Annotated in this window: 22 protein-coding genes and 1 pseudogene; 14 read left to right on the top strand and 9 right to left on the bottom strand. The window is 56.7% G+C overall.

Annotated features, from left to right (window positions below; all coding sequences use genetic code 11):
* Nucleotides 1-111: 111 nt before the first annotated feature.
* The 4 genes and pseudogenes from PMI22_RS13205 to PMI22_RS31150 form a co-directional block, all read left to right on the top strand.
* Complete coding sequence (locus tag PMI22_RS13205; protein WP_007946292.1) at nucleotides 112-1,446, top strand: OprD family outer membrane porin; 1,335 nt, start codon at nucleotides 112-114, stop codon at nucleotides 1,444-1,446.
* A gap of 69 nt (nucleotides 1,447-1,515) precedes the next feature.
* Nucleotides 1,516-2,127 (top strand): TetR/AcrR family transcriptional regulator, encoded by a 612-nt coding sequence (locus PMI22_RS13210; RefSeq protein WP_007946291.1) that lies wholly within the window; start codon nucleotides 1,516-1,518, stop codon nucleotides 2,125-2,127.
* A 37-nt stretch (nucleotides 2,128-2,164) separates the two neighbouring features.
* Entirely contained in the window at nucleotides 2,165-2,650 is a 486-nt protein-coding gene (locus PMI22_RS13215) for a DUF6130 family protein (RefSeq protein WP_007946290.1), read from the top strand.
* Between the two features lie 27 nt (nucleotides 2,651-2,677).
* Nucleotides 2,678-2,818 (top strand): annotated as a pseudogene (locus PMI22_RS31150) (LysR substrate-binding domain-containing protein); the annotation flags it as partial.
* Between the two features lie 41 nt (nucleotides 2,819-2,859).
* Here the strand turns inward: PMI22_RS31150 and PMI22_RS31145 are convergent.
* The 3 genes from PMI22_RS31145 to gfa form a co-directional block, all read right to left on the bottom strand.
* A complete protein-coding gene (locus PMI22_RS31145) occupies nucleotides 2,860-3,264 on the bottom strand; it encodes a DUF6632 domain-containing protein (protein ID WP_007946289.1) in 405 nt (134 codons plus the stop codon).
* Between the two features lie 125 nt (nucleotides 3,265-3,389).
* Nucleotides 3,390-4,007 (bottom strand): dTMP kinase, encoded by a 618-nt coding sequence (locus PMI22_RS13225; RefSeq protein ID WP_007946288.1) that lies wholly within the window; start codon nucleotides 4,005-4,007, stop codon nucleotides 3,390-3,392.
* A gap of 240 nt (nucleotides 4,008-4,247) precedes the next feature.
* Entirely contained in the window at nucleotides 4,248-4,826 is a 579-nt protein-coding gene (gene gfa, locus PMI22_RS13230; RefSeq protein ID WP_007946287.1) for an S-(hydroxymethyl)glutathione synthase, read from the bottom strand.
* A gap of 317 nt (nucleotides 4,827-5,143) precedes the next feature.
* Here gfa and PMI22_RS13235 point away from each other — a divergent pair, with 317 nt between their 5' ends.
* A complete protein-coding gene (locus PMI22_RS13235) occupies nucleotides 5,144-6,046 on the top strand; it encodes a universal stress protein (protein WP_007946286.1) in 903 nt (300 codons plus the stop codon).
* A 213-nt stretch (nucleotides 6,047-6,259) separates the two neighbouring features.
* The gene (locus tag PMI22_RS0129440; protein ID WP_007946285.1) at nucleotides 6,260-7,120 is read left to right on the top strand and encodes a hypothetical protein; all 861 of its coding nucleotides are present in this window, start codon (nucleotides 6,260-6,262) and stop codon (nucleotides 7,118-7,120) included.
* A gap of 86 nt (nucleotides 7,121-7,206) precedes the next feature.
* Here PMI22_RS0129440 and PMI22_RS13240 read toward each other — a convergent pair whose 3' ends face one another.
* Entirely contained in the window at nucleotides 7,207-7,692 is a 486-nt protein-coding gene (locus PMI22_RS13240; protein WP_007946284.1) for an adenosine-specific kinase, read from the bottom strand.
* Between the two features lie 270 nt (nucleotides 7,693-7,962).
* Between PMI22_RS13240 and PMI22_RS13245 the strand changes: the two genes are divergently transcribed.
* From PMI22_RS13245 to PMI22_RS13275, 7 genes are read left to right on the top strand one after another with little or no spacing between them, the layout of a single operon-like run.
* Entirely contained in the window at nucleotides 7,963-8,640 is a 678-nt protein-coding gene (locus PMI22_RS13245; protein WP_007946283.1) for a thermostable hemolysin, read from the top strand.
* Complete coding sequence (locus tag PMI22_RS13250; RefSeq protein WP_007946282.1) at nucleotides 8,630-10,111, top strand: AMP-binding protein; 1,482 nt, start codon at nucleotides 8,630-8,632, stop codon at nucleotides 10,109-10,111. The genes PMI22_RS13245 and PMI22_RS13250 overlap by 11 nt, the downstream gene beginning before the upstream one ends.
* The gene (locus PMI22_RS13255) at nucleotides 10,108-10,782 is read left to right on the top strand and encodes a TenA family transcriptional regulator (RefSeq protein ID WP_007946281.1); all 675 of its coding nucleotides are present in this window, start codon (nucleotides 10,108-10,110) and stop codon (nucleotides 10,780-10,782) included. Before PMI22_RS13250 ends, PMI22_RS13255 begins: the two co-directional genes overlap by 4 nt.
* Nucleotides 10,769-11,578: an SDR family oxidoreductase gene (locus PMI22_RS13260; RefSeq protein WP_007946279.1), complete on the top strand. Its 810-nt coding sequence runs from the start codon at nucleotides 10,769-10,771 to the stop codon at nucleotides 11,576-11,578. Before PMI22_RS13255 ends, PMI22_RS13260 begins: the two co-directional genes overlap by 14 nt.
* A complete protein-coding gene (locus PMI22_RS13265; protein WP_007946277.1) occupies nucleotides 11,575-12,219 on the top strand; it encodes a tetratricopeptide repeat protein in 645 nt (214 codons plus the stop codon). The genes PMI22_RS13260 and PMI22_RS13265 overlap by 4 nt, the downstream gene beginning before the upstream one ends.
* Nucleotides 12,220-12,230: 11 nt before the next feature.
* Complete coding sequence (locus tag PMI22_RS13270; RefSeq protein WP_007946276.1) at nucleotides 12,231-12,893, top strand: response regulator; 663 nt, start codon at nucleotides 12,231-12,233, stop codon at nucleotides 12,891-12,893.
* Entirely contained in the window at nucleotides 12,890-14,305 is a 1,416-nt protein-coding gene (locus PMI22_RS13275) for an ATP-binding protein (RefSeq protein ID WP_007946275.1), read from the top strand. Before PMI22_RS13270 ends, PMI22_RS13275 begins: the two co-directional genes overlap by 4 nt.
* Here the strand turns inward: PMI22_RS13275 and PMI22_RS13280 are convergent.
* From PMI22_RS13280 to PMI22_RS13290, 3 genes are all read right to left on the bottom strand, one after another.
* Complete coding sequence (locus PMI22_RS13280; protein WP_007946274.1) at nucleotides 14,302-14,979, bottom strand: hypothetical protein; 678 nt, start codon at nucleotides 14,977-14,979, stop codon at nucleotides 14,302-14,304. The genes PMI22_RS13275 and PMI22_RS13280 overlap by 4 nt on opposite strands.
* Nucleotides 14,980-15,039: 60 nt before the next feature.
* Nucleotides 15,040-16,401 (bottom strand): MFS transporter, encoded by a 1,362-nt coding sequence (locus tag PMI22_RS13285; protein ID WP_007946272.1) that lies wholly within the window; start codon nucleotides 16,399-16,401, stop codon nucleotides 15,040-15,042.
* 164 nt (nucleotides 16,402-16,565) lie between these two features.
* Nucleotides 16,566-17,351, bottom strand: a complete 786-nt coding sequence (locus PMI22_RS13290; protein WP_007946271.1) for an IclR family transcriptional regulator — start codon at nucleotides 17,349-17,351, stop codon at nucleotides 16,566-16,568.
* A gap of 315 nt (nucleotides 17,352-17,666) precedes the next feature.
* On the opposite strand from PMI22_RS13290, the gene tspO reads away from it, so the two are divergent.
* The gene (tspO, locus tag PMI22_RS13295; protein WP_007946269.1) at nucleotides 17,667-18,107 is read left to right on the top strand and encodes a tryptophan-rich sensory protein TspO; all 441 of its coding nucleotides are present in this window, start codon (nucleotides 17,667-17,669) and stop codon (nucleotides 18,105-18,107) included.
* Between the two features lie 173 nt (nucleotides 18,108-18,280).
* Here the strand turns inward: tspO and PMI22_RS13300 are convergent, their stop codons facing one another.
* Both PMI22_RS13300 and PMI22_RS13305 read right to left on the bottom strand, forming a co-directional pair.
* Complete coding sequence (locus PMI22_RS13300; RefSeq protein WP_007946268.1) at nucleotides 18,281-18,487, bottom strand: DUF4287 domain-containing protein; 207 nt, start codon at nucleotides 18,485-18,487, stop codon at nucleotides 18,281-18,283.
* A gap of 196 nt (nucleotides 18,488-18,683) precedes the next feature.
* A complete protein-coding gene (locus tag PMI22_RS13305; protein ID WP_007946267.1) occupies nucleotides 18,684-19,568 on the bottom strand; it encodes a LysR family transcriptional regulator in 885 nt (294 codons plus the stop codon).
* Nucleotides 19,569-19,669: the final 101 nt, after the last annotated feature.

Here is a 19,669-nt window from a genome sequence, read left to right as displayed (position 1 = left end):
GCTGAGGCCCAGTACGCCCTGATGAAACTGTCAGGGCCAGGCTGAACTCGCCTCGAAAAAACCTGCGCGCCTACAAAACAACAATTAAAAAAACAACAGGAGCACATAACAATGACAAAAACTTCCCCTGTAAATCCTTTAATGCTGTGCGCCATTGGCTGCTTGTTGGCCGGCCCGGGCACTGCTTTCGCTGACTTCCTGGCGGACAGCCAGGGAAACCTGAACGTGCGCAATTTCTACTTCAATAACGACTATAGAAATCAGCCAGGTCCTCAAGGCCAAAGCAAAATACGCGAGTGGGGCAATGGCTTCATGCTGGATCTCAAGTCAGGCTACACCGATGGCACATTAGGCTTCGGGCTTGATGCACTCGGTACCCTGGGCGTACGCCTGGACGGAGGGGCAGGCAATCATCGGGGCAGTTCCATGTTTCCCGATGACAGCGATGGGAAGGCTGTTCATGAGTTCAGCCGGCTGGGTGTCACCGCCAAGGCCAAATTATCAAACACCGAACTCAAGGTCGGAACGCTGCTCCCCAAACTGCCGATCCTGGTAGCGAACGACGGCCGACTGCTCCCGCAATTGTTCGAAGGTGCAATGTTGACCTCCAAACCCCTGGACAACTTGACTCTGGTTGGCGGGCGCATCAACGAAGCCACCGGGCGAGCTTCGACCAACCGTTCGGGGCTGGCCGTTGCTGGAGGGCGGCGTGAAAGCAACAATTTCTCCTTCGCCGGAGCAGACTATCAATTGAGCAAGCCGCTTCTACTACAGTATTACCATGCCAAACTCGAAAATTATTACGATCAAGACTTTCTTGGCTTGATACACACGTTCCCCATTGCCGAAGGGCAAACATTCAAAACCGATTTGCGCTACTTCGGAACCCGGGCGGAGGGTAAAAACGATAGTGCCCAGGGACGCGCTTCCGGCTATACGCTCAGCGGCTTTGGCGATACCCCGGGCCGAATAGACAATGACACTTGGGCGGCGATTTTTACTTACAACGTGGGCGGCCATTCGCTCACCGGTGGCTATCAGAGTGTGTCTTCGGGCAGCAACTTCACCCAATTGAACCAGGCCAGCACTGGCGAAGGCGCCGCCGGCTCCAGTACTTATCTGCCTACGGACAGATTCGTCTCGAGCTTCCTGCGGGCGGGCGAAGATACCGTGTTCGGCATGTACTCCTATAACTTCGTTGCTTCTGGATTCCCCGGCCTGACAGCGTCCGTTGGCTACTACCGTGGCACCCATATCATCCAGTCTGGTGCACAGGATGCTCAAGAGTGGGAGCGCGACATCATTGTTGACTACGTCATTCAAAGCGGCCACCTCAAGGGGCTGGGATTGGGCCTGAAAAACGCGATGCTTCGAAGTGATGTACCGAGTGACGGCGCCCAGGATCAGACGCGACTAGTGATGTCCTACACGCTTCCCTTGTTTTGAATTCGAACCCATCAAGGGCTTCCCTACGACAGCCCCGGCCGCCCTGTTCGGGGCCGGGCAACGGTAATCATGATGACCAAGATTGCAACCACTCATGTCAGTAACGCATCGGCGTCCAGGCTGGAGGCTATCCGCAGTGTTGCTCTGCGCATGTTCGTCAATGAGGGGTATCAGGCCGTGAGCTTGCGTCAGCTTGCCGAGCACGCAGGGTTGCAAGCGGGTTCGCTTTATCACTACATCGAAAGCAAACAATGCCTTCTGTTCGAGTTCATTGAGGAACATGAATATCACCTGCTCCACTGCGTCAGCAAAACGCCCCTCGCCCGCTTCGATCCAAGGTCTGCATTAGGGCACTACCTCGGCGCTTACTTGCGGTTCGCGTTGCCACGGCGCCAGTGGCACATACTGTCCACGCGCGAGAGCTACTGCCTGGAGCCCGTTCGAAGGGAGAAAATCGAGGGATTGCGCGCCAGGCAGGCGCAGCTTTTGAAAGACATTATTGCGCTGGGTATTGCTGGCAAACGGTTCCAGGTCGATGACCTGAACATCACGGTGGCCGCCGTGCGGGCCATGCTTGATGGCGTGGTGCTGGGGCCGCTCATTCATGATTTCCGCACGGAGGTACTCATCAGGGACGTACAACGGATGGTGCTTCGGTCACTGCTCACTGACCGGGAATGATCTAGTCTTTAATCAAATCACGCGGGAGAAAAATGCCATGCCCGTCGCCCTCGGAAAACTGCCGTCCCTTGCTTTGGGTTTCTTCTTTTGCACAGCTGCGTGCGGTCAAGGGGAAGCAGACACACATCCCCCACCGGCACTACTCCCATTGGAATCCGAGACGGCACCCAAACTCATTGCCTATCCGCCGCTTGCCGAGCCGCTCGCCCGCGGTGTTGTCATTATCCAGTATCAAACAGAGCACACCAGGATCATGCCGGTTTTTGGCAAAGCGGCTGTTGAGGTATCACCGCGTCTCGGTCACCTTCACGTGACCGTCGACGACTGGAAAGGGACATGGGCGCACACCAGTGAAGATCCGATTATCCTGGTCGGACTGACGCCCGGCACTCATAAGGTTCTTCTTGAAGTGGCCGACCCGACTCACAAAATCCTCACCAGTACGACAGTGAGTTTTACAGTGCCGGAAAAAAAAACCAACGGGCGCCCCCACATCGACGATGGTCACGCAGTAAAACCCTGACTGTTGAGTGTTCATGGCTAAGACTTCGCGCTTGCTGGCGTCGGACTTGCTCATCTTCCCGAAGACATCGTTGAACAGGATATTTTGGAAGGCCGCCTGCTACGTGTATTAGACGATTGGAGTCCTGCGGTGACCGGTTATCACCTCTACTATCCAAGCCGCAGGCAGCCAAAGCATTCTCGCCCCGATCCTGACAGTCAAACCTGCTCTCAGGCCCCATTGTGTGTCCGGGGCCGAGCGGCCAATTGCGAGCGGGGCGTCAAGATGGCCAAGGCAACCGCCACGATGAAGAGCGCCGGCACGTCACCTGCCAAGTGCCCCATTTGCCCCGGCTGGGTGACCGCCTGGACGGCCATTATTCCTCCGTGTATGGCGCTAGACCACACGGTGAACCAGATTAGGCTCAGATTGGCTGATGGATCACGTGCGGCCAGGATCAAGAACACGCCAAGTGTGGCGTAGATGCCAACGATCATCATCGGGTAGTCCGAGTGACCGACGTGCCAGGCCCAGCCGGACGGCCAGAACAACATAAGTGGGTAGAGAGCAAGGCACGCGAGGCCAGCCAAAACTAGAACGACGCGCAAATACCTGAGGCGATCGACTACGGTCATGGCGGACTCCTCTTTGGGAGAAAAAGGGACGGATTTATATTTCCGTTGGACAATAAATCCGAGAATCATCTGGCCAGCCTCCCCGCCTCACGGAGGTGGCGCAAAATTCAAGGTGCAAACTTCGCCTACTGGACATCAAGGACTCTATAGATCTCAGAAACCACCTGCATCGTTGCGTCTTCGATCGTTCCTTCATTACGGCATAAAACCCAGCCGTGATCGGCAGTCGCTCGCTCGAACGCCTTGGTACAAGCGACATGTTCTTCCAGCTTATGGATCACCGTACTGCTCAGCCCACGTCGTCGTGCCGCTGCCCTCGCCCATGAAATATCAGGGTCGGTGACAATCCCGACATGCAGGTCTGGCACTCGCACGTTTCGATCAATGTTCAACTGCAGAATTTCTGCAAACGGGACTATCCGGCGAAACGCGGCATCAGACGGGTACCAGCGATCTATCAGGATGATGCTGTCTGGTGGCTGTTTCGCCAGCACGTGCCGGGATATCCAGGTACGGCTATCAGCAAGGCGCTCACAAACCCCCAACTCCAGATCCCGGGTGGGATTTCTGGCGAGCTTGTTAACGAGGGCCATTGTTTCGCCCCTATAGGGATCGCTTTTTTTCTCGCAAAGTCGGATCACCTTTTTGTTGTCTGCCCTCAATACTTTCGTAATGGCCTCCAACAGTGTGGTTTTGCCGGTTCCCTTGGGCCCATCTAGAGAAACAAACAGCGGACGATTCATGCTTCAAACAACGATTGATGTACGGTTTTTTTTGCCCGATTCGTTCGCTGCAATTGCTTGGCGCGACGATGCGAATCGAGTGGCGGGCCCTTATGAACAGGCATTGATGAACACTCTAACGAGGTTTTTGGCAAATCCGACATTTTCCTGAAGGGCCTGAATTGGCCGATTGCGCTTGAAGAAGATTCTACCGGTGAATCGGAGCCGCGGTCCGGAAAAGAAACCGCGGCGACCGATCAATCAGGCGGTAGGGAGCAGGCCTTTCTGTTTGGCGACATGAGTCGCCAGTGCGTCCATCAGGTCCGGGGACAGGCAGTCATAGGGTTCCAGGCCGAGCGAGCGCAAGCGCTCGCGGATAGCCTTCATTTGCGCTGGCGGTGTGCCGGTTTCGATGATGGATGACACGAACGCCGCGAATCCCGGCGCAGCCCATCCGCTCTGTGGCGAAAGCTCGGTGTGGACGAAGTCCAGACCATAAAACGCATGGTCCTTGTTCTCGATGCGCCCAAAGAGATGGGCGTGACACTGCTGGCAGGCGTGGCGCCGGATGGTGGCGGATTCGTCGACAATCGCGAGTTTTTCGCCGTGGGCAATGACGCTGACCTTGTCTCGGGGCACCACGGCGATGACGGCGAATGTCGCGTTTTGTGGTTTCCAGCATTTGCTGCAGCCGCACGCGTGGTTATGCAGCGTTTGTGCGTCGATCCTGACCTCGACCTTGTCGGTCGCACACAGGCATTGCAGGGTGCCACCTGTGAAATTCGCGGCGGCGGGTTGGATACCATTGTCCAGTGCGGGGTGAAGTTGCAAGGTGCTCATTCTGGCTTCTCCGTTTCGTTGGTTCCCCAGATCAAGAATAGTCTGCGATGACGCCGCGAGCGTAGCCAGGGCCAGCGCACGGGTGATGCCTACCTGATGCGGGTAACCGGGAAGGTGAATTAGTCAAAAAAAGCGTCACGGCAGACCCTCACTGTTGCCGCTGACGCACCCCAATTGCCATATGCGCGCCGATGTTGGAATCCAGGCGTATATTGATAGTGTTGGTCCAGATAGTTGAGGCGATAGTCAATCGTCGGTGGTGTGACAGGCAAAGGTGCTGGGGGCGCTCGATATCCCGGAACGTTTGGAGGTGTTACATGAGCCAATATCAACGACTTTTACTGATAGCCGGTCCCGCCATGCGTCACACTCCGGCGTTGGAGCGAGCGGCAGCCATCGCCGAAGCCACGGGTGCAGCGCTGCACATCACGGTGTTTATCGAAGACTCCCACCTCTTGGGCTTGAAGAGCGCCGGTGCGCGGTTTCGTGAGGTCTGTCAGCAAGAGAACGAAACATGGTTGAAGGATGAGGCCGATCTCATCCGCGGACGCGGGGTCGTGGTGAGTACCGAAGTGCTTGTTACGCGAACCGCGCTGCAAGAAATACTTCGGCATGTGGCAGAAATGCAGCCGGACCTGGTGATCAAGGACGTGCAACACGAGTCAGCGCTCAAACGCGTGTTCATTACGCCTCTGGATTGGCACCTGTTGCGCGAATGCCCGGTGCCCGTGCATCTGGTCAGCGAAGTCCGGTGTCCACTTCCGCGGGTGGTCGTGGCGGCAGTCGATCCGTCGCGCCCCGAAACTCAGATCACTGGCATCAACGACCGCATCATCCAGGCCGCGAACGGATTGTCGATGCAATGCAGCGCGGAGCTGCATCTGCTGCATGCCTACGATCTATCGCAGACACATATATCCGACGCAGGCGCCGGTGCAGTGACAATGCCGGGCTTCAGCAGCGATGTACGCAAGTCACTGAAGAAGTCATTTATCGCATTGGCTGCCCACTACGGCGTGCCCACTGAGCGACAACACTTCGTTGAGGGGCCGCCTGGCAAAGCGCTGGCCGACTTTGCAGCGCATCACCGAGCCGATGTGATTGTCATGGGAAATGCGCATCGCAAGGGACTGGGCAAATGGGTGGGTAGTACGACAGAGCATGTTCTGTATCAAGTGCCCTGCAACATTTTCGCCGTTACCGGATCTGCGGATCAGTGAATGGATTCGCTATTAACCGGCGCTCTGCAATTCACAGTTTGTAGCCCAAAAAAGGGGACAGATTTATTTTCTACTTTTTTCCCAGAAAATAAATCAGAAAATAAATCCGCCCCCTTTTTCCCTTTTTTGTAAATACCGTTCACCATGAGCGAAATATGCAATAGAAACACCTCGTGACGATGATATCGTCCAAATAAAAATAGGGTTATTTCAATGCCGCTTATCAAATCAGTATCCAGCCCACAAGATTTCGAAAGCTTCGATAATTGCGCTACGGGTTCATTCGGAACACTGAATGATGCGTGCATCCAATTGCTAAACAACCTATCAGACCATCCTCATTTTGATGATGGATTAGGTCATGAGATTCATCGCACTGGGGAGTTACGATCAGCAGCAGAGACAAGTCATTTTCAGGTATATGACTACATCGCCAAGCACACGAACCCTCACCAGATATCAGGCATGCTTAACAATCTATTTTCGTGCTTCTCCACTGGCGCACTTAACCAGAATTGTATTATTTGCAGCAAGGCTGTGGAGCGCAATTTAGAAGCGGTAGTGAAGGGAGTGATCAATGATTTCTGGGTTGCCGAGAGTACCAAACAAGGCTACCTTCCATGCAACATCTCCCCTGAAACCTATTCGGCTTTCCTGCCTATGCCCGACGAAGCACTCTCCCGGCAACTTCTTGACAATACCCAAGTCAACAACCGATACATCATATCCATCCCTGTTAAAAACAAGGGATTCGGCCACGCAGTGAACTTAATCAACTCAAACAATGGAGTGGTAGTCATTGATGGTCAGTTCGGAAAAACCTACAATCTTAATACACATCAGGGGCGGTATAGATTCGACAGCAACTACGGCACTGGAAACACCCCCATCCCGGTACAAATTTACCTGACAGGAGAAGCGCCGAAGGCATTAGATTATATCGAAAGCGAGCAATTAGATGATTGGGAAATCATAGATCCCTCACCAACCGACGATGTAGATCTTGTCGATAAAAACGAGCATTTGGATGATTGGGAAATCATAGAAAAAAGTAAAAAAAGGAAGCAGATTTAAATACCGAAAAATAAATCCCTGCCTTTCTTAAATAAATCCGTCTCTTTTTTAGTCTCTTTTTTAGTAATTAACCGGCGCTCTGCAATTCACAGTTTGTAGCCAATCTGCCGCAAGAAGTTCTTGCGCCACAGGATGTCGTCGTCGCCTTCAATCTCATTGGCGCAGAAGCCATCCACTACGCCCAGGATGGCTCGCCCTTGTTCCGTCTCAGCGAGAATCACTTCAGTTGGATTGGCGGTTGCACAAAAAATACGGCAGACCTCCGGGACCATTTTGAGGGTGTTTAACACGTTCAGCGGATAGAAACCGTCGCCCAGGAAAATGATAAAGCTATGGCCTGCGGCGATGGCTTTCGCATTTTTCTGTGCAAGTTCAATCATCGAGGTATCGGTGCCAGACCATCGCACCAGGCATTTGCCAGAGGCTTCACAAAAGGCCACACCAAACTGGATACCTGGCACGGCATTGACCAACGCTTCGTGGATATCCTCGACGGACTTGATGAAGTGCGTCTGACCCAAAATGAAGTTCGTTACGTCCGGCTTGTCGATTTTCAACGTGATGAGTTGCATCTCAACACCTCCTTTCACGATGTTGCTTCCAGAGACTGGCAATAGACCAAGCATAGCTACTCAGTTGATAGTGCTCCGGCCACTGACTGCTTTTGACTGTGACAACGACCACTGGTCGCTATGGAGAAACTGGCGGCGTGAAAACCGTAAAGGAAGTCCCGGCTCCTACTCTCTGAAGACAACTCCCCTCCCCCATTTTTGCCACCTTCAGACTCTCTTAAGTAATGCCGTTGATACTCCTCCCGAACTGACCCGTGGAGGCGTCTTCCAATGCCCGATTTTGACTGGAACATTGCGCTTCCCCTGCGTTTCGGCAAACCCGAAACCGACCAGATGAGTTTGGACAGAGCCCTGCCGGACGAGCCCCGGCGCCCTCTCTTCGAAAATTTTATCCAGCAACGTTTCCGCAAGGCCCACGGTGCTGACATCCGCCATTTCATGCCCGAGCTGTTCGGCATGAGCAACGCGCAGGGCGAACTCTGTGCGGTGGCCGGGATTCGCTTGGCGAATCTCGGCCCGTTGTTTCTGGAGTGTTATCTGGACGAATCAATCGACCCGTTGATCAGCGCTATTGCCGACGGCCCCGTGGACCGCGCAAGCATCGTCGAAGCCGGCAACCTGGCCGCCAGCGACACCGGCAGCGCACGCATGAGCATCATCGCCATGACTTACCTGCTGGCCATGGGTGACCTGGAATGGGTGGCCTTTACCGGCAACGTCGGCCTGGTCAACAGCTTTCATCGCCTGGGCTTGAACCCCGTGACGCTCTGCACTGCCGATCCCGAGCGGCTGGGTGATGAACGCCACCATTGGGGCAGCTATTACGACAGCAAACCCTGGGTGCACGTTGGCAACATCCGCTCAGGCTTCATCCATCTGCAAAACGGTGGAGTGTTCGATCGCCTGGGGTTGCCAACGCCCAACGAGGCATCCAGCAATGTCGCCTGAAATCGAACGTTTCAAGCAGACCCTGCGCGACCATGCTGAACGTATTCCCGGCGCCACTGCGTTGTGGGGCGATCAGCTGAAAGTGGACTACACCACGCTGTACGACCAAGTGCTGACTCGCCAGCAGCGTCTGCGCAATGAACACATCAAGGTGCTGGCTCTGGCGCTGGACAATGGCGTGGAAGCGATGCTCTGGGACCTGGCCGCGCTCTTCGAAGGCCTGACCTGCCTGACGTTGCCGCCGTTTTTCAGCCCGGCTCAACGCCTCCATTGCCTGGAACAGAGCCACGCCGAACGGGTGATTGCCGAGCCGCAACTGGACGCCGAACTGCAATTGGCCGGGTATGAGAAAACCGGTGAGTTCTGGTGCCGGACCTTCGTTGACTCGAACCGCATGCCCGAAGGGACCGCCAAACTGACCTTCACCTCCGGCACCACGGGGACACCCAAAGGCGTGTGTCTGAGTGCGCAAAGCCTCTTGACCGTCGCACGCGAACTGGATCAGGCCAGCAAACCCACTAACCCGCAGCATCACCTGGCGCTGTTGCCTTTGGCGATCCTGCTGGAAAACCTCGGTTGCTATGCCGCCTTGTATGCCGGCGCAACCTTGAGTGTGCCCAGCCAGAAAACTCTGGGTATTGAGGGTGCCAGCGGCGTTGATGTGCCACGGCTGCTCGGCTGCCTGGCCGCCCGTGCGCCCGAGAGCCTGATTATGGTGCCGCAGTTGTTGTTGATGCTGGTCGGTGCCGCCGAGCAGAAAGCCTTCAACCCCGGCACATTGCGCTTTGCCGCCGTGGGTGGCGCGCGGGTTTCCGAGGAATTGCTGCACCGCGCGCGACGTGTCGGGGTGCCCGTTTACGAAGGCTACGGACTGTCGGAGTGCGCCTCAGTGGTCTGCCTCAATCGGCCCGGTGCGCATCGCCCCGGAAGTGTGGGCAGGCCCCTGCCCCACCTAGAGGTTTGCCTGGCAGAGGACGGCGAAGTGTTGATCAAGGGCTCGACCTTGCTGGGCTATCTGGGCGAGGCGCCGCACGCAAATGCATGGTGGCCGACCGGCGACCTCGGCGAGTTCGACCCCGAAGGTTTTCTCTACCTCAATGGGCGCAAGAAGCATCAATTCGTCACCAGCTTCGGGCGCAACGTGAACCCGGAGTGGGTCGAGGCCGAGTTGACCCAGCGCAGCCACATCGCCCAGGCCTTCGTCTACGGCGAAGCCATGCCGCGCAACCATGCCCTGCTCTGGCCCCATCGCCCGGCGTGCACCGACGAAGAACTGGCCGCCGCCGTCGCCCAAGCCAACGAGGCCTTGCCCGATTACGCCCAGGTCCATCACTGGACTCGGCTGGATCACCCCTTCACCCCCGCCAATGGTCTGCTCACTGCCAATGGCCGACTGCGCCGTGACGCCATCGTCGAGCGTTACCGGGCGCAACTGTCTGAATCAGCACGTTTCGAGGAATCCGCATCATGAGCTTTTTCGACCGGCTGCAAGCAGCCACGCAACAAGAACGCCATGCGTTATTCAATCTGCCGATTATTCTCGACGCCCTTGAGGGCAAGGTCAGCCTGGAAAGTTACCGGGCGTTCCTGGCGCAAGCCTACTACCACGTGCGCCACACCGTGCCCTTGATGATGGCCTGCGGTGCGCGTCTGCCGGTGCGCCTGGAATGGCTGCGCGAAGCCGTCTGCGAGTACATCGAAGATGAATACGGCCACGAACAATGGGTACTCAACGACATCGAAGCCTGCGGCGGCGACAAGGACGCAGTACGCAACGGTCGTCCGTGCATGGCGATCGAATTGATGGTCAGCTTTCTCTACGACCTGATTGCCCGTGACAACCCGGTCGGCCTGTTCGGGATGGTCAACGTGCTGGAAGGCACCAGCGTCGCCTTGGCCACTCACGCGGCCGGCAGCATTCGCGAGCGGCTGGACTTGCCGGAGAGCGCCTTCAGCTACCTCAGCTCCCATGGCTCTCTGGACATCGAACACATGCAAACGTATCGCCGGCTGATGAATGCACTCGACGATCCGGCCGACCAGGCGGCGGTGATTCACGCCTCCAAAGTGGTGTACGCGCTCTACACCGACATGTTCCGTGGCCTGCCGCGCAATGAGGAGAGAGTGTATGCAACTGCATGAAGCTCGCGTGGTACTCACCGGTGCCAGCGGTGGCATTGGCCTGGCGATTGCAACCGCCCTGTGCGCCAGTGGTGCCCAGGTACTGGCGGTGTCGCGGCAAAGGGAACCGTTGGCGTCGTTGTTGACGCGCTATCCGCAACACCTTTGCTGGATCGGCGCGGACTTGACCGATTTGGCCGATCGACGTCGAGTGCTCAGCGCCGCCGAAGCCATTGGCGCAATCAACCTGCTGATCAACGCCGCCGGGGTCAACCAATTCGCCATGCTCGAACAGCTGGAGGACGGTGACATCGACGCCATGCTGGCGGTGAACATCAGCGCGCCGATCTGCTTGACCAAACTGTTGCTGCCAATGCTCAAGCAAGCCCCGAGCGCGATGGTGGTGAACGTCGGATCAACCTACGGTTCCATCGGCTACCCCGGTTACGCCAGTTATTGCGCCACCAAGTTTGCCTTGCGCGGGTTTTCCGAGGCCCTGCGCCGGGAACTGGCGGACACCCGTGTCAGCGTGCTCTATGTCGCCCCGCGCGCCACCCGCACCCGCATGAATAGCCCGGCGGCGCAGGCCTTGAACGATGCACTCAAGGCAAACGTCGATGATCCGCAAACGGTCGCGGGCGCGGTGATGCATGCGATAACGAGTGATCACCGTGACCTGTACCTGGGCTGGCCGGAGCGTTTTTTCGTGCGCCTTAACAGCCTGCTGCCCAATCTGGTGGACCGAGGCTTGCGCAAGCAATTGCCGCTGATCCGTCGCCTGAGCGAAAACTCCGACAATGAGCATTTAAAACCATGAAAACAATCATCGCTTGCCTGCTGCTGGGGGCCTTGAGCCAAAGTGCCTGGGCGCTGGACCCCGCCGACCAGCAACGCCTCAAGAGCATTCAACAAAGCTGGGCGCACATTCAATACGAAGTCCCCGAAGCGCAACGCACCGCAGCGTTTGAAAAACTCGCGGCCCAGACTTCCGCGTTCGCCCAGGAGCGCCCATCGGTGGCAGAAGCCTGGATCTGGTCCGGCATCGTCACCAGCAGTTGGGCCGGTGCACAGGGTGGACTCGGTGCGCTAAGCAAGGTCAAGGTGGCGAGAGCCGATCTGGAAAAAGCCCTGACTCTGGACCCGAAAGCCCTGCAAGGCTCGGCCTACACCAGTCTGGGCGCGCTCTATGACCGCGTACCGGGCTGGCCCATCGGGTTCGGTGACTCGGACAAGGCTGACCAGCTACTCAAACAGGCCTTGCAACTCAACCCGGACGGCATCGATAGCCTGTACTTCTGGGGCGATCACCTCTACCGTCAAAAGCGTTACAGCGAAGCTAAACTTGCACTGCAAAAAGCCCTGCAAGCCCCTCCAAGGCCAGGTCGGGAATCCGCTGATGCGGGGCGACGCAAAGAGATCGAAGCGTTGCTGGTCGACGTGAACAAGAAACTCGACTGACAGGAGTTCGTGTGCGCTTATTACTGATCGAGGACGACGTTGCCCTCGGCGAGGGCATTCATCAAGCCTTGGGCCGCGAAGGTTACACCGTCGATTGGGTACAGGATGGCGCCAGCGCCCTGCACTCGCTGCTGAGCGAAACGTTTGACCTGGCCGTGCTCGACCTCGGCCTGCCGCGCATGGACGGGCTTGAAGTCCTGCGTCGCTTGCGCGACAGCGGTTCCAACCTGCCGGTGCTGATCCTCACCGCGCGGGACGCGACCGAAGACCGCATTGCCGGGCTGGACGCCGGGGCCGACGATTACCTGATCAAGCCCTTTGACCTGGCGGAACTCAAGGCTCGCCTGCGAGCCTTGCTGCGGCGTAGTGTCGGGCGCGCTCAAATGCTGATCGAGCACTCCGGCATCAGCCTGAACCCCGGTACCCAGCAAGTCAGTTATCACGGCGAGCCGGTAGCACTGACCCCCAAGGAATATCAGTTGCTCCACGAACTGCTCTCGCCCCCGGGCCGGGTCATGACCCGCGATCACCTGATGCAGTTGCTCTACGGCTGGAACGAGGAAGCCGAAAGCAACACCCTGGAAGTGCACATCCACCACTTGCGCAAAAAATTCTCCACCGACCTGATCCGTACCATTCGCGGTGTCGGTTATCTGGTGGAGGAGCGTCGATGACGTCGATCCGGCGCCGCAGCCTCACGCTCATCATTGGCCTGATGCTGGTCGGCGTGACAGTGATCAGCCTGCTCAATCTGCACGACAGCAATCACGAAATCGCCGAAGTCTATGATGCGCAATTGGCTCGAAACGCCCGGTTGTTGCAAGGTGTGATGCGCATGCCCATGGCCAGCAAGGATCACGCCGCGCTGTATCAAGCATTCAACAAAGCCCTGGGTGAAGCAGCTCCCAGGGGCGACGGCCACCCTTATGAAACCAAACTGGCTTTTCAGGTGTGGAATGGCCACGGCGAAGTGCTGGTCCACACGGCCAGCGCGCCCTCCTTCAGCACACTGCCATCGACACCCGGTTTCAGTGATGTGGTCGACCAGACCAACCGCCACTGGCGCGCTTTCTTGCTTGAAGACAAACAAAATGATCTGAAAATCTGGGTGGGCGAACGGGACGACGTGCGTTCGGATCTGGTGGATCGGATCGTACGCCATACCTTATGGCCCAATGTACTGGGCAGTCTGATTTTGGCGGCATTGATCTGGGTCGCTATCGGCTGGGGCCTCAAACCTCTGGAAAACATGGCGGCCACCTTGCGGGCGCGGCACAGCGGCTCGCTGGAACCGTTGCAACTGACCCCGCTGCCCAGTGAACTGGAGCCGATGCAAGCGGCGCTCAATCGCATGCTGGCGCAGATCCAGGAAGTGCTGGGCCGCGAACGCCGCTTCATCGCAGATGCCGCCCACGAAATGCGCACGCCCTTGGCGGTACTGCGTGTGCATGCACAAAACCTGCTGGAGGCCGGCACCGAAGAAGAGCGCCGTGATTCTCTGGAGTTTCTGATCGCTGGCGTCGACCGCACCAGCCGACTGGTCAATCAATTGCTGACCATGGCCCGCCTGGAACCCAAAGCCATGGCGCCGGTGTTGCACAGCATCGATCTGGCCGAAGTCGTGCGCGACTGCCTGGCACAGCTCACACCCTGGATATTGAGTAAAAACCTTGAGCTGGCCTTCGACGTGCAGGACCGCCCCTTTAAAGTCGTCGCCGACGCTGCCGCCATCGACATTGCGCTGAATAACCTGATCAGCAACGCGGCAAACTTTTCACCCGAACAGGGCGTTATCACCGTGCAGCTAGGTCAGGCGGAGGGCTTCTATTTACTGAGCGTCGAGGACCAGGGCCCCGGCATCGACGAAGCGGATCGCGAGCGGTTGTTCGAACGGTTTTACAGTCGCGGAAATGTTCAGGGCGCGGGACTCGGGCTGACCATCGTCAACACCATCGCCACTCGACTGGGCGGACGCATCACGCTGGTCAACCGACCGGAAGGCGGTTTGTGTGCGACGCTGGCTATTCCTGATAGCCAGACACGTGCCGCTTTACCGCAGATTACCGACGAGTTGCCGCCCCACTAGCAGATTTCATTGTTGCCTTGGTGGCAGGAGAACACCGCTTCGTAGATCTCGAACTCATTGGCTGCCATCAGCAATTCTCGCGCGCGGTTCACGGCGCGTTCCAGGGCGGCATTATCAAGTGCCTGGATGATCAACAACCCCGAAAACTCTCCTTCCTGGCTGCTACGCATCGACTTCTCGCGAGTGGCGATAGACGTGGCGTCGGTCTGCACGGTCATCATCTGAACGTTTACGACCCAATCCAACTCCGCCAGCGTCTCGGCCAGTTGAAGCCCCTTCGACCCTGTCAATGCGTCAGGCAGCACGCCATCGAAACGCGCAATGGCGAGATGACTTCCATGTGCGTCGACATTACCGCCACTCACATCGACCGAACCGCCACCGCGACGGAACTGCATCAGTTGGGGCATGACCCGTTGCGTCCAGGGAGTAGGATCATTGAGTCGTGCAAGATACGCCGGGCTGGACATCACGCTGGCTGCAGCCAACTCATACAACATGAAATATTGCGATGGCTGACTGTCGCGCCGCCTGAACACACGGCCAGAGAGAAAGCCCGGCACGCTGACGCGCTCGAAAATATGTTCGCGTGTAAGCCAGTGCAAATAGTCTGTTTCCGCCTCCGCCGCAATCGTGCTCCAGATTGCAAGCAAGCCTTTGGATTGGTCGGTCATCAATGTTCTCGCTTTTACGGTTTCGATGTAGCGGTGCGACCAGCGCACCGCTGGATTAGATCAAGAGTTCGCGTGACGCACTTGCACATGCTGGTTGCCGGCGACCTCATCGACTGAATCGAGGCGATTCATGTCGACACCCGCTGTTTCCGGACCTATTGCAATCATGCAGAAAGAGATCACATTCAGTGTTCCGACAAGGGCCACGAGCGCCCACGGCGAGCCGTTGCTCAAGGTCAAGAGCCAGGTTGCGACAATCGGAATCGGGCCACCCGCGAACAGGCTAGCGCCCGTGAAAGCCAGAGCAGAAGCGGAATAGCGGACATTGGTCGGAAATGCTTCGGCGAACGCAACAGGCTGAATACCGGTCTGGACTTGCGTGAAGCCCAAGAACAAGCCCATTGCAATTGCCATCGTGGCGAAGTCTTTGGTTTGAAGCAAAGGAAAGTACAGCATCATCATGATGAACGTCGCGGTCGACGCAATAAGGAGAGTGCGCTTGCGCCCGATCCGGTCACTGAGCAGGCCGCCCATAATTGAACCGACTATGGCGCAGGCATTGGCGATCATTAACAGCGTAAACCCATCCTGTTTAGGAATACCGAGGGTATTCGTCAAATAGCCGAGGGTGAACACAACGGCGAGATAGAACATTGCCGTAGGGCCGCAGAAGAACAGCATCAGCCGCAGAATGGTTTTCCAGTGAAGTCTGAAGGCGTCGCGAAGTGGGCTACTGACCGTCGCGACTGCCGACTGTTTCATCTGTACAAAAGCGGGCGTCTCCTCTACTCGCATTCGTATGTAGATACCCATCAGAACTAACAGGAAACTCATGACGAAGGGAATTCGCCAGCCGTAACTCATAAAGTCATCTGCGCTCATGGAGGCTGATAGCAGAAGGAGCACGGCATTGGCGACTATCTGACTGAGCGGTGCGCACATGCCGATGAGACCTGAATAACGGCCCCGTCGGGCCGCAGGCGCATGTTCGAGCGCCATGAGTTGCCCGCCGGTCGATTCGCCCCCCAGCGCAAATCCCTGAATGATGCGCAGCAAGACCAGCAAGATGGGCGCAAGGATCCCAATCTGCGCATAGGTAGGCAGCAATCCCATCAGCACGGAAGTAATACCCATTGCCGATACTGTGCCGAGCATCAAGTTACGCCGGCCAATCTTGTCACCCAAATGGCCACAGATAATGGCCCCCAGTGGCCGTGCAGCGAGGCCCACGCTGAAAGTGGCCAAAGACGCCAACAGCGCAGAACCAGGCTCCATCGCAGGGAAGAACAACTTGGGCAACACGGTGGCTGCAACAACCCCGTACAACGTGAAATCGAACCATTCCAAAGCGGTTCCGACCGTGGCAGCGGTGACTGCCCGATTCGCCATGGACCGCGACGAACTGTTTGAATCGTTCTCCATACTTATTACCTCCGCTGTACAAGATGCTCGCAGATGCAAACATCAGTACTGTTTATTGTTAGTTATTGTCAGTTATACGAAGTACTGCAGTTTAAGTTTTAACTTACCGCACAGGCACAGGTTGACCCGCCAACTTAATCGAGAAAGTTGACAGGTTAATTTGATTAGTTAGATGCGCGACGCATTATCGGTGAAACTCCACTTGCCTCAGATAACTCTGCGGCCGTCGACAGGAGCGCCGGCAGAAGCTCCTTCATTCTTTGTTGCGTGAGCCGTGACATCGGTCCTGCAATAATGAGAATCGCGCCAACTTCGCCATTGCCGGTAGTCACCGTCGTCGCCAGGGAACTCATTGCTGGCAAGAACATATCTTGCGTCGTGGCGTAACCGTTCTTGCGTGCGGCTTCAATGAGCGCAAGAAGGGTTTTGAAGGTAGTGGGTGCGTTGGGACCAAAGTTGGCCGGAAGACCAAATCCTTGCCCGGAGACAAGCCGCATGATGTCTTCGTCACTCTTTCCGGCCAGCCAGCTTATACCGGCGGCACTGCACGACAGGGTGACCGGGCGGCCCATCTCCGGGTCATAGCGCAACCCTTCCCGTGCGCCCTGGGCCTTGGCGACATAGACCAGTTGCTCCCCATCAACGACGGCCAGGCGTACCAACTCTCCCGATATTACGGCCAGGCGTTCAAGGATAGGTTGAGCAATATCAACCACTCCGCCGGCGCTCAAGAAGCGCAGCCCCAGGGATGGCAACTTCATGGTCAAGGTGAACTCACCTCGTCTTTCGTCCTTGCGGACGTAGCCCTGCTCAATCAAATCCGCGAGCAACCGGTGTATGGCCGTGATAGGCAGATCGAGAACAGCCGTGAGTTCAGAGAGCGTCATGCCCTCCGGCGAGTTTGCAAGCTCTTCCAAAACACGAAGGATGCGTTCAGCAACGGCGCTCATAGATGGTCGTAGTCCAAGCGGTTACAGGGCCGAAATTGGCAACTGACTCACTATAGTGAAAAGCGTTTTCAAAATGCAAACTGTTTTCACTTTTTCATTTTCTGGGTGGATCAGTGATGCCGGCCGCCCGTGTCCTGACGGTCGACGTAAGCCGAAATGCACAGTCAGTTTTTTGCATCTCCCACAGGTTCACTTACCGTGCGCTGGGAAATGTCGCTCATCAAACCAAACTTTTCGCCTCGCTGGGCGTCCTCTCTTTAATGCTGCTGACATGGCATTGCCCACCAAACATCTGACTCCAGAAAAGGACCTGCGATGAGTTTTCTGATTTTTCTTCTAGCCTGCGGTGCTGCGGCAAGCACAGGCTTCTTTTTTAAACCGGGCCACTGGTACGAATCGCTCGCCAAACCCGGTTTCACGCCCCCCAACTGGGTGTTTCCGGTCGCTTGGTCAACTATCTATCTATTGCTTGCCTGGGCCGGGTACCGCTTGACCTTGATACCTGGAAGTCAGGTGGTGCTGGGTTTATGGGCGGCGCAGATTGCGCTCAATACACTGTGGACGCCGGTATTTTTCGGCGCGCAGCGTATGTTCGCCGGCATGGTGATCCTGGCGATACTCTGGCTTGTGGTATCTGCAATGGTGGTGATGACATTGCTGCTTGATATGATCACCGGGCTGATCCTGTTTCCTTACCTTGTGTGGCTTTGTGTTGCCGCTGCGTTGAATTTTTCAATCTGGCGCCTTAACCGCTGATGATGAATTCCGTTCGCTGGCGTTGGCCAGCAGGGATTCGGTGTCGTACTTGGAGTTGTCATTGCTTCAGTCAAAAAAATCCATGTGGGAGCGAGCCGGCTCGCTCCCACAGTTTTTTGTGTTTTATCTGATGGGTATTGGGAGGACATAAATATGCCGCTTCCCATTCAGATTCACTTTTTACCTGCGGCCACAACCAAAGCATTGGCATGGCCATGTCCCAAACCATGTTCTGTCTTCAGCCAGGCCACCATTTCCATGTGCTTCTTGCCGCTCAGTGTTCCTAGCAGATCCAGCCAGTGGCTGATGGGCTGCCCATATTTTTTTTCGATTGAAGGGAAGTAAGACGCCGGGCCTTTTACTTTTGTATCGTCTGACATGCTGCAAGCTCCTTGTCTTCAACTCACAAATTGAAGGCCAGGACCGCCGAGCAGTCCAGCACAAACAAGCTCGCCGTTAATACAAATCGATTGAAGCTATCGCGAAGAGCTCTAACGAACTGTTAGTTCTAACAGGTCATTTTCAGTTAAGCCGGGGCTAAGGTGCCGTGCCAAAGAGTGTCGGCACGCTCTGAAGCTATCCCAACAACAACCCCTGCTCCGCTTCACACAACCCCACCACATAATCCCAGACCACCCGCAGCCTGACCGACTTGTGCAGTTCGCGCCGGGTACTGATCCAGTAGGTGCGTTCAATACTTTCCTCCGGCAACAACGGCACCAGATCCGGATCGGCACTCGCCATGTAGCACGGCAACACGGCGATGCCCAACCCCGAACGCGCGGCCTGTTGCTGGGCGATGACGCTGGTGCTGTGAAACACAACGCGCGGATTGCGGCAGAAGCTGTTCAAGAACATCAATTCCTGGCTGAACAGCAGGTCGTCGACGTAGCCGATCCAGGCATGGCGACCGAGGTCTTCGCCGCTGCGCAATGGCGCTGATCGGTCGAGATACGCCTGGCTGGCGTAAAGGCCCAGGCGATAGTCGGTGAGTTTGCGCGTGACCAGCATGTCGGCGGCCGGGCGTTCGAGGTGGATGCTGATTTCGGCTTCGCGGTTGAGGATGCTGACAAAGCGCGGCACGGCCACCAGTTCCACTTCCAGCCCCGGATAGCGTTCGAACAAACCGTTCATGCGGCTGGCGAGAAACATGATGCCCAGCCCTTCCGTCACGCCAACGCGAATCTTGCCCAGCGGCGCGGTGGATTGGGTGATTTCCTCCTGGGCCAGCAACGCGACGTTTTCCATGGCTTCGGCGTGTTTGAGCAGCGCTTCGCCGGCCGGGGTCATTTCGTAGCCTTGGGCATGCTGGACGAACAGCGCCGTGCCGAGGCTCTTTTCGATGGCCTCGATGTGCCGGGCGACGGTGGCGTGGGTGGTGTTCAAACGGCGGGCAGCGGTGAGCAAACGCCCGCTGCGCTGCAACTCGAGAAAAAACCGCAGGTCATTCCAGTCGAACATGATCCTTCCTTGAGGCAAGGCTGTTTAAAAACGCACAGCGGCTGCGCAAAAACTAACATTCTTTTGCCGAAAGCTAACAACTAGGATGACTGACAACAAGA

It is taken from the genome of Pseudomonas sp. GM21 (assembly GCF_000282215.1).
GTDB lineage: Bacteria > Pseudomonadota > Gammaproteobacteria > Pseudomonadales > Pseudomonadaceae > Aquipseudomonas.
The sequence above is the reverse complement of the archived record's forward strand: the minus strand, read 5'-3'. Positions and strand labels throughout refer to the sequence as shown.